This is a genomic window from Candidatus Magnetobacterium casense (assembly GCF_019173545.1).
Lineage (GTDB): Bacteria > Nitrospirota > Thermodesulfovibrionia > Thermodesulfovibrionales > Magnetobacteriaceae > Magnetobacterium > Magnetobacterium cryptolimnobacter.
The window spans coordinates 1-9328 of record NZ_JABXWD010000126.1 but is presented as its reverse complement, the minus strand read 5'-3'; the positions used below and the strand labels follow the sequence as shown (position 1 = coordinate 9328).

The window sequence follows — 9328 nt, the reverse complement described above, 5'->3', positions numbered from 1 at the left end:
ATGCGCCTGTGTATGAAGGCCGGACAGAAGTCTGAGGCCCTGGTCGTCTACCGGCAATGTCAGGACGTCCTGCAGGCCTTTGGGCTTAAACCCTCTGCGGAGACGGCAGTGCTCTACGGGGAGTTGGTTGGGAAGTAGGTCTTTAGCGTATGACAATTGAAGATAAAATACAGTATTGGATAAAATCAGCGTCTTACGATTGGACGGTGGCGAGGCATCTTTTTGAGAAGGGGGATTATCCATATGCTTTGTTTTTTGGACATTTAACAATTGAAAAGATATTAAAAGGTATCTATATCAGCAAGTTTGATAAGACACCTCCATTTACACACAGACTTATCCATTTGACAGAAGCAATTAATCTGGAATTATCTCGCGATAAAATGGAACTGCTTGAAATAATAACGGATTTTAACCTTGAAGCAAGATATCCTAATGAAAAGTTTTCGTTTTACAAGAAATGCACATTGGAGTTTGCCACAAAATACATGGATGAAATAGAGGAGTTAAGGGAATGGTTACTGCGACAGATTCAATCATGGAAAAGATAAAAAGGTATATAAACGAGCTTGAAAAAAACAGCATATCTGTACAGGAGGTCATCTTGTTTGGCTCCTATGCCAAGGGCAACCCGGTGGAGACAAGTGACATTGACATCGCCGTGATCTCTGCAGCGTTTTCAGGAGACAGGTTTGATGACCGGAGGTTGATGTACCCTACAGGAGAGGGATCGACAGCAGGATAGAGCCTATGCCCTTCAAACCTGAAGATTTTGATGACGGTGGCTTGCTTGCAGATGAAATTAAAAGAACGGGTAGGAAACTGGAGTTTTAATCCACGAATCAAGAGATTTGCGATAGATAAACTTTCTAAAGACGTCTGGTAGCTTTGTTACGATGGCGTAATTTTTAAATTCAGGAGGATGTTAGTATGAAGGCGTTGTATGTTATTTGCAGTTTGATGTTGGCAGTTTTGGTCTCATTACCGTTACACGCATATGCCCTGGAGGGCAGCGAACCGGATGCCGTGAAGCCAGATGCCGTTGAACTTGATGATATCGTGGTAAGTGCCACCAAGACCGAAAGAGAGCAAAACCTGATCCCCACAAACGTAGAGGTAATCACCGCGGATGAGATATCTAAGTCCGTTGGGATATCGGAGCTGCTGTATGATGTCCCGGGGCTTTCCATAAACGGTATCAGCCTTATGAATACCGTCTTCAGCGTTGGCTTCAGGGGGATGGAGTCTACAGTCAGGGATGCCCTCTTTCTGGTTGACGGCTTTGAGATGAACATACCAACAAACCTCATAGACCTCTCCACCATATCCGTCGATAATATAGAGCGAATAGAGGTGATAAAGACCCCATTGACCGTGCTGTATGGTCCTTATGGCGTAGGCGGCGTGATAAACGTAGTCACAAAGGAGCCTAAGAAAGAACTCGAGGGCAGCGTCTCATTACTCTACGGTAGTTTTGGCACTACGGCCCCATCTGCCTACATAGGTGGAAAGTTGAAAAATGGTATAACCTATAGCCTGAATTATTCCTATCTGACATCCGATAGCTACAGGGACAACAGCGCTACCAGGCATAATCTCATAACGCCACGGATTGGATACACCAGTGATGCCATAAAGATAGAGACCTTCCTGACCTTCAACAAGACGGACTTTGAAACCCCCGGCGGTCTGCCAATAGGGCAGTACAAGGATGACCCACGGGAGAGCCTCCAGAAGATTCACGATGGTACCATGCGCTATGTCAACACGGGGACACGGGTACGCTGGCGTCTGACCGATGCCTCAGAGGTGACCGTTAAAAGCTCCTACAGAGACCATGATATACGCTATAATGACTACGGTTTTTATATAGACTTTAATAACCTGTACACGTGGGTCATGGAGAGTAACTATAAGTTGGTTACCTCTGTCTTTGGTTTGGACAGCACCTTTCTGGCCGGTGTCGAATATCGGAAAAGCAGAGAGGATGCCAATGCACGGGCAGATGACTACTGGAAAGACCTGGCACAGATATACTACGGTCACAATATCGAGGAAGACATATGGAGTGGCTACACGCAACTGGAGGTTGAACCAATAGAGCGATTGATGTTAAATACCGGCGTGAGATATGACTCCATCCTAACCCGGCATACGGACAAGATACTCATCAACAACGACTTCAGCAGAACCAACGGTGCACTTAGTCCCAGGGTTGGTTTTGCATACAAGATTTCACCGGCACTCAATGTCTTTGGTAATTACACGCACGGCATAAGGTCTATAATGGCCTCGAGAATATCTTTCAATATCACGGAGGACCTTAGGCCGGAAAAAGAAGACAGCTATGAGCTGGGAGTCAGGGGCAGGCTGTTTGATTTCATAGATTACAAGATGGCTGGCTTTTATATCATGAGCAAGGACAAGATCGTAAACACCAAAGGTGTCTTTGAGGCAAAAAATGCAGCGCAGGCCAAGTCCAGGGGGGTTGAGTCCGGCATCAGGTTTAACCTGCCCCGCGGCTTTTATGCCCGCCTGAGCTATACGTATGCAGATGCCAGGTTTGTGGATTTTGACACTGCCGATGGCTCCTATGTTGGCAAGCGGGTTCCAAACGTCCCGTATCACCTGCTTGGCAATACGCTTGGCTGGTCCAATCCGACCTATGGCAACGTCAGCGTCACGGCCAGGTATTCTTCAGATAAGTATGTGGACAGTGGCAACCTGTACAGCCTCGGAGACTACACGGTGGTGGATTTAAAGTATGTCTATACGTACAAGAAGTTTACGCTCACCCTATCGGGCAAGAACATATTCGACAAGACCTATGCCGAGTATGGAGAGACCACCGGTGGCCTCTATGTACCCCTGCCGATAGCCTATCCGGCAAATGGTCGGTCGTTTTACACATCGCTGGCGTATTACTTTTAGGCGAAGAGGTTACAGATCCACGGTAAATTTGTTCTTGCTGTAAAAAATCTTGTGATGATATTTTGCCCATATTAGTAGCAAAGAGAAAGAAAGGGGCGGCTCCGCTTCTTTCCCGCTCCAGGTCGCACCTGGCCCCTTCAGAACCCCCCGCAAGGGGACCAGTCCCCTTGACCCCCTAATGCTTAACCTTCATCATCACAGAAATATTTACAGTAACCGTTTTTTGCGATATTATAGTGTAAAATCTTCTCCCAGGTAGGCCTGTTTAACGGTGTGATTGCTTATAATCTTCTGTGGCGTGCCTTCATCGAGCACCCGTCCGTGGCTTATTATATATGCCCTGTCGGTTATGGAAAGGGTATCCCGGACGTTGTGGTCAGTGATGAGTATACCGAGTCCTCTGTCTTTGAGATACAGCAGCATTTTTTTTAATTCTATTATAGCAATCGGATCGATCCCTGTAAATGGTTCGTCAAAGAGTATGAAGGTCGGCTCTGTGGCGATGGCCCTGGCGATTTCGGTTCTGCGTCTTTCGCCCCCTGAGAGGGTATAGCCATGACTGGCGGACAGGTGTGAGAGCTTAAACTCATCGAGTATCTGCTGAGTCGTATCGTTGATCTGCACCTTGTCCTTACCCGTAAGCTCAAGCACTGCACGGATGTTATCCCGGACGCTCAACTTTCTGAATATTGAGGCCTCCTGCGGCAGATACGTGATCCCCTTCCTGGCGCGCAGGTACATCGGCTGGTTGCCGATCTCTTCGTCGTTGAGGTATATGCTCCCGTGGTCCTGGCGGATTATGCCGGTGAGCATGTGGAAGGTGGTGGTCTTACCGGCACCATTTGGCCCCAATAGTCCGACGATTTCGCCGGTGTTAAGCGTCAGGCTGAGGTCTTGCACCACCGTCTTTTTAGAGTAGCTTTTTTTGAGTTCCGTGACCGTTATCGTGTCCATCTACGGAAACAGAGACCTCTTCTCCCTGAGGGCTGCGGCAATAAACGCCCTGAACAGCGGGTGTGGGTCTGTCGGTCTGGACTTGAACTCCGGGTGAAACTGACAGCCAACAAACCAGGGATGCTGAGATTGAGGGAGTTCCACGATTTCGACAAGCTGTTTGTCCGGACTTACCCCGCTTATGACCAAGCCTTTTAACTCAAGGTTCCCTCTGTAGGCGTTGTTGAACTCGTAGCGATGTCGGTGTCTTTCGGATATTTCGGCGTCTCCATATGCCTGATGGCTTAAAGAATCTGGCTTTAACACGCAGGGATAACTTCCAAGTCTCATCGAACCGCCCTTCTGACTCTGCATGGTTCGCTCCTGTAGGGTGTTTTGCCTATGATCGTACCAGGTCTGCATAAGGTATATGACCGGGTCGGGAGTGTGTTCGTCAAACTCGATGCTGTTGGCCCCGTCAAGGCCACATACGTTTCTGGCAAACTCTATGACGGCACACTGCATACCCAGACAGATGCCAAAGTACGGTATCCGCTTCTCCCTGGCATAGTTGACAGCCGCTATCTTGCCCTCGATCCCCCTGTGACCAAAGCCACCCGGCACCAGTATGCCATCAACCTCAGACAGGGCCATGTAGCCCAATGTGCCCTCTATCTCTTCGGAGTCGATCCACTGGAAATTGACGCGCACGTCGTTTGCAATCCCGCCGTGGATCAACGACTCGGTCAGGCTCTTGTAGGCGTCCTTGTATTCCGTGTACTTGCCCACAAGGGCTATGGTGACCTGCCCCGAGGGCCCCTTTATGCGACGGACGACATCCGTCCACTGCTCCAACATAGGCTCATGCGATGACAACCGCAGGGTGCGGTTTATCAGCTCATCCAGTCCCTCGTTGTGCAGCGTCAGCGGTACCTCATAGATGGTATCGACATCCACCACTCCCACCACGGAACCAACATCGAGGTTACAGTGCAGTGCGATCTTGTGCTTCATATCCGCAGGCAACGGCCTGTCACAGCGACACAACAGGGCATCAGGTTGTATCCCGATCTCCCGCAGCTCCTTGACACTGTGCTGAGTGGGCTTGGACTTCAGCTCTCCTGCACTCCGGATGTAGGGCACGAGGGTCAGGTGCAGGTACATGCAGTTGTCCCTGCCAACGTCGTAAGGCATCTGCCGGATGGCCTCCATAAAGGGCAGGCTCTCTATATCGCCGATGGTGCCGCCGATCTCAACGATCACGATGTCCTTGTCGCCGGCTGCGTTCTTTATGACGGACTTGATCTCATCGGTGATGTGCGGAACCACCTGGATGGTTTGTCCGAGGTAGAGACCTTCTCGTTCTTTCTTGATGACGTTGTAGTATATCTTACCGGTGGTGAAGTTGTTTGCGATTGTGGCACGCACGTGTGTAAAGCGTTCGTAGTGCCCAAGATCAAGGTCTGTTTCTGTGCCGTCGTCGGTTACGAAGACCTCTCCGTGCTGAAACGGACTCAACGTCCCGGGGTCGATGTTTATATAGGGGTCGAGTTTCTGGAGGGTAACGGTCAATCCCCTTGCCTCAAGGAGCGCCCCCACGGCTGAGGCAGCTATCCCCTTGCCCAGCGATGAGACAACCCCGCCTGTTAGAAATATGTATTTAGCCACTGCTGCCACCTCTCTAAGGAGACCTTTTTCAGGGCATCCTGTGTTTCACATCTCTTTAGATACGTTTTCTAAAGTGATCATATCATTGATCGTAATTATAACAAAATACCGCCAGGAATGTTTATCCACTTAGAATAAATTTTTCTTGCTTTTTTTCATTACAAATGGTACGCTATTTCTATGGACACACAGACATTAGAGAGAGACTTTGACTTGACAGAGATAATCAACGGGGTGGAGGTTATGGGGCCTAGTCCGTTTGGGAAGCATCAGGATATTAGCCAAAACATAAATCGTTTATTGGTTAATTATGTACATATGAATAAGTTAGGGAAGGTCTTTTATTCACCGCTTGACGTTATCCTCAAAGAAGGTGTGCAGAAGTTACAACCCGATATATTGTTTATCAGGAAAGAGAACATGGCTATATTTCAGGACTTTGTAAGAGGCGTACCTGACATGGTCTGCGAAATTGTCTCTAAGGGGTCAGTTACTAAAGACACTGTGACGAAGAAAAAGATATACGAGCATTATAAAGTCCCTGAATTCTGGATAGTCATACCTGAACTTGAGACCATCGAAGTATTTACCATTAAAGGAGACGTATACGAGCTTTTTTCCGTAGCCGAGGGAGAGGGGATAGTCAAGTCCAAGGTCATTGAAGGGCTCGAAGTAGACACCAATGACGTCTTTGGCGGCTTCTCCTTCTAACGTAAATGTCGTTTTTTCCTTAGACAACCCCGTCTGTTATAAATCTTTACTTAGCCACTGCTGCTCTACCTTTCCTATGTCCTCCGGGGTGTCAACGGCGTGTGTATGCGCCGTTGTTTCGATAACTTTTATCCTGTAGCCATAGTGCAACGCACGGAGTTGTTCTAGGCTTTCGGCTGCCTCAGTCATGCACCGGGGGTGTTGCCTGAGTGCCAGGAGCACATCCCTGCGATAGACATAAATCCCTATGTGCTTATAATACTGTTGACCGTCCACCGCATCCCTGCAAAAGGGGATTGGCAGTCGTGAGAAATACAAGGCAAACCCCTCTGCATCAGTGACGACCTTTACGACATTTGTATCATTTATCTCATTTTTGTTGCTAATCAGCATTTTCAAGGTTGCCATGCCGGCACGCCCATCGTCCATAAGCCCGACACACTGGTCGATCATCTCTGCCCTGATCATTGGCTCATCGCCCTGAACGTTTACGATGATGTCGGCATCAAGCCCCTGTGCAACCTCAGCAATCCTGTCGGTGCCGGATGAATGTTCCCTGGCCGTCATAACAGCCCTTCCGCCAAAACCCTCCACCGCCTGCCTGATCCGCTCATCATCGGTGGCGACAATGACCGCATTGAGGCTCATGGCCCTCGACACGCCATCGTAGACGTGTTGGATCATGGGTCTGCCATGGATAAGCGCCAGCGGTTTACCCGGAAAGCGGCTCGACTCATACCTTGCAGGGATTATTGCTACCGTGGTCATAATCCATATCTATAATATACGCACCAGTATCCAGTTCAACGCACCGGCAAGCAATACAGCGCTCGTACTCATGGCGACAACCGTGTAGATTGCCGACTTTGCTCCAAGCTCCCTTATCATAGCCCCGATGTTTGCAAAGCACGGGATAAACATCCCCGTAAAGACCACCGCCACTATGCACTGGACATAGTTAATCTGTCCCTTTTCGATTAGGTCTATAAACACCCCCGCTGCCACCTCTCGCCTTGCAACCGTAAGCAGGATCACGTCCACCATCTTGATGGGAAATCCCAACACACCCGTGACTATCGGAGACAACAAACCCCTTATGATATACAGCAGACCCGTCTTGTCAGAGACAAACAGCAACAACGCCGCAGCAAGAAACACCGGCCCGGCCTCCTTGATAAACCAATAGAGTCGGTAATAGGTCTTCCTTATGACCTCCTTGGGGCTGGGCAACCTTATCAGTGGCAACTCCTGGATAAACACACGTGAACCCTCCTCCTTCATAAACCTGTTGAGGATCAGACCGGCAGCAACTTCAATAGCAAACAGCACGGAAAACGCTATGACAAAGGACTTGAACCCCATCCTGCCCAGTATACTTACGTCAATGCCCATTTGTGCCGAACAGGGCAGGGCAAAACCAATCAGAAAGATGGCTATATACTTTTCCTTTTTGGTGTGGAGGCTTTTTGTGGTAAGCGTGGCCATAGTCTTGCAGCTAAAGCCAAGCACTATGGGCATGATGGCCGCACCGCTGAGACCAAACTTCTCAAAAATCCGCCTCGTCAGAACACTGAGGTTTGGTATGTAGCCAACGTCCTCCAGTATCCCATAGACCAGAAAAAACACGGTGAGGATCGGCAGTATAGTCAGGAAGGCATTTGCAAACCCCAACGATAACACGCCATATTCACCCAACAGGAAGTCGTGCAGGAATCCCGGTGGTACCACGCCGTTTATCGCCGTCTCTACCGGCACCCAGAGTTTGTCTGCCAGCAAACCTGATATCGCACTGGCTACGTCAACGACCATGAAGTACATAAACGCAATGATTATTAGCAATATAGGGATACCGGTATAGAAGTTGCGGCTGAGACGTGCAATCGTCTGTGATATGTCCCGAGGCAGGACGCGTTGCTTTTTGATAACGCTGTCGACCACGTTGTCGATCCAGCGGTTGCGTTTGTCGTTGATGACGCGGTGGACGCTGAGGTTGAACTGCTGCCTCACGCCCTCGACATCATGTTTCAGGCGTGCAACGACGTCCTCATCGGCAAAGTCCTTGAGGTGTTCCTCGATGGCGGCGTCGGAGGTGAGCATCAGTATGGCTATCTTTCGCCGATAGGCCAGCTCATCGGGGAGCAAGCTTTCTATTTCCGTGATACCGTTGTCTATGATATCGCCGTATCGGAGGTCATGTTTGCCCTTTTTTGCGTGTGCGATGTTTTCCACCAGTTCGGTATTGCCGATGCCATCAACGGCAATAGACTCCACCACGGGGACACCCAGGAAGTTGGACAATCCCTGAGAGTCTACATATATGCCCTTTTTTACGGTCTCATCGATGGAGTTCAGGGATATGAGCATGGGGATGCCAAGCTCGATGAGGTCCGAGGTCAGCGTTAGCGACTGTTTGAGCTGATTTGCGTCAATACACTGGATGATTATATCGGGATGCTCGGTCATGAGCATGTCCCTGACCAGCAGCTCTTCTTCCGAATTTGGGTAGAGGCTGTGTATGCCGGGGGTGTCAAGGAACTCATACACACGGTTATCTATCTTACAGACCGTCCTGTTGACCTCGACTGTGCTGTGGGGATAGTTGGCTACGATCGTGTACTTGCCCGTGAGATTATTAAAAACCTGACTCTTGCCCGTATTGGGCAGACCAATAATTGCGATCTTTTTCCTGGATAGAGTCTCAGAAATACCTTCTGTTTTTTCTTTCATACGTTTAAGTTTAACTTACTCCATTTACGTTTTAAAAACATATAACAGTAGCCAGTTCAACGCACCGGCAATCAGTACGGCACTTACACTCATGCCAACAACCGTGTATATGGCCAGTTTTGCGCCAAGCTCCTTTATCATTGCCCCGATGTTTGCAAAACACGGGATAAACATCCCCGTAAAGACCACCGCCACAACCCCCTGGACGTAGTTAATCTGTCCGGTCTCTATGAGGTCTATAAACAACCCCGCCGACACCGCACGACTTGCAACGTTGAGCAGTATCACGTCAACCATCTTGATAGGAAACCCCAAAAATCCCTTGACAACCGGAGCCAGCATGTCCTTTATGACACCA

Annotated in this window: 9 protein-coding genes and 1 pseudogene; 5 read left to right on the top strand and 5 right to left on the bottom strand. The window is 49.1% G+C overall.

The annotated features are described in order from the left end of the window. The 4 genes from HWQ67_RS20485 (at nt 1) to HWQ67_RS08365 (ending at nt 2931) form a co-directional block, all read left to right on the top strand. Complete coding sequence (locus HWQ67_RS20485) at nt 1-138, top strand: bacterial transcriptional activator domain-containing protein (protein WP_218252235.1); 138 nt, start codon at nt 1-3, stop codon at nt 136-138. 11 nt (nt 139-149) lie between these two features. Further along, the gene (locus HWQ67_RS08375; protein ID WP_218252234.1) at nt 150-551 is read left to right on the top strand and encodes a HEPN domain-containing protein; all 402 of its coding nucleotides are present in this window, start codon (nt 150-152) and stop codon (nt 549-551) included. Then, nucleotides 539-745, top strand: coding sequence for a nucleotidyltransferase domain-containing protein (locus tag HWQ67_RS08370; protein ID WP_218252233.1), 207 nt, complete (start codon nt 539-541; stop codon nt 743-745). The genes HWQ67_RS08375 and HWQ67_RS08370 overlap by 13 nt, the downstream gene beginning before the upstream one ends. Nucleotides 746-930: 185 nt before the next feature. Further along, nucleotides 931-2931: a TonB-dependent receptor gene (locus HWQ67_RS08365; RefSeq protein ID WP_218252232.1), complete on the top strand. Its 2001-nt coding sequence runs from the start codon at nt 931-933 to the stop codon at nt 2929-2931. A gap of 231 nt (nt 2932-3162) precedes the next feature. Here the strand turns inward: HWQ67_RS08365 and lptB are convergent, their stop codons facing one another. Together lptB and HWQ67_RS08355 are read right to left on the bottom strand one after the other, a co-directional pair. Continuing rightward, nucleotides 3163-3885: an LPS export ABC transporter ATP-binding protein gene (lptB, locus tag HWQ67_RS08360; protein WP_218252231.1), complete on the bottom strand. Its 723-nt coding sequence runs from the start codon at nt 3883-3885 to the stop codon at nt 3163-3165. Next, on the bottom strand, nt 3886-5532 hold the full coding sequence (locus HWQ67_RS08355) for a CTP synthase (RefSeq protein ID WP_218252230.1): 1647 nt from the start codon (nt 5530-5532) through the stop codon (nt 3886-3888). It lies immediately after the preceding gene. 180 nt (nt 5533-5712) lie between these two features. Between HWQ67_RS08355 and HWQ67_RS08350 the strand changes: the two genes are divergently transcribed. After that, nucleotides 5713-6243, top strand: coding sequence for a Uma2 family endonuclease (locus HWQ67_RS08350; protein ID WP_218252229.1), 531 nt, complete (start codon nt 5713-5715; stop codon nt 6241-6243). A 36-nt stretch (nt 6244-6279) separates the two neighbouring features. On the opposite strand, the gene kdsB is transcribed toward HWQ67_RS08350, so the two are convergent. The 3 genes and pseudogenes from kdsB to HWQ67_RS08335 form a co-directional block, all read right to left on the bottom strand. Continuing rightward, nucleotides 6280-7011, bottom strand: coding sequence for a 3-deoxy-manno-octulosonate cytidylyltransferase (gene kdsB, locus HWQ67_RS08345; RefSeq protein WP_218252228.1), 732 nt, complete (start codon nt 7009-7011; stop codon nt 6280-6282). 9 nt (nt 7012-7020) lie between these two features. Next, a complete protein-coding gene (gene feoB, locus HWQ67_RS08340) occupies nt 7021-8970 on the bottom strand; it encodes a ferrous iron transport protein B (protein WP_218252227.1) in 1950 nt (649 codons plus the stop codon). Nucleotides 8971-8994: 24 nt separating this feature from the next. Continuing rightward, a pseudogene (locus HWQ67_RS08335) lies at nt 8995-9328 on the bottom strand (nucleoside recognition domain-containing protein); the annotation flags it as partial.

Coding starts and splice junctions, on each gene's coding strand:
- HWQ67_RS20485 (WP_218252235.1), top strand. CDS start 1: ATGCGCCTGTGTATGAAGGCCGGACAGAAGTCTGAGGCCCTGGTCGTC.
- HWQ67_RS08375 (WP_218252234.1), top strand. CDS start 150: ATGACAATTGAAGATAAAATACAGTATTGGATAAAATCAGCGTCTTAC.
- HWQ67_RS08370 (WP_218252233.1), top strand. CDS start 539: ATGGAAAAGATAAAAAGGTATATAAACGAGCTTGAAAAAAACAGCATA.
- HWQ67_RS08365 (WP_218252232.1), top strand. CDS start 931: ATGAAGGCGTTGTATGTTATTTGCAGTTTGATGTTGGCAGTTTTGGTC.
- lptB (WP_218252231.1), bottom strand. CDS start 3,885: ATGGACACGATAACGGTCACGGAACTCAAAAAAAGCTACTCTAAAAAG.
- HWQ67_RS08350 (WP_218252229.1), top strand. CDS start 5,713: ATGGACACACAGACATTAGAGAGAGACTTTGACTTGACAGAGATAATC.
- kdsB (WP_218252228.1), bottom strand. CDS start 7,011: ATGACCACGGTAGCAATAATCCCTGCAAGGTATGAGTCGAGCCGCTTT.
- feoB (WP_218252227.1), bottom strand. CDS start 8,970: ATGAAAGAAAAAACAGAAGGTATTTCTGAGACTCTATCCAGGAAAAAG.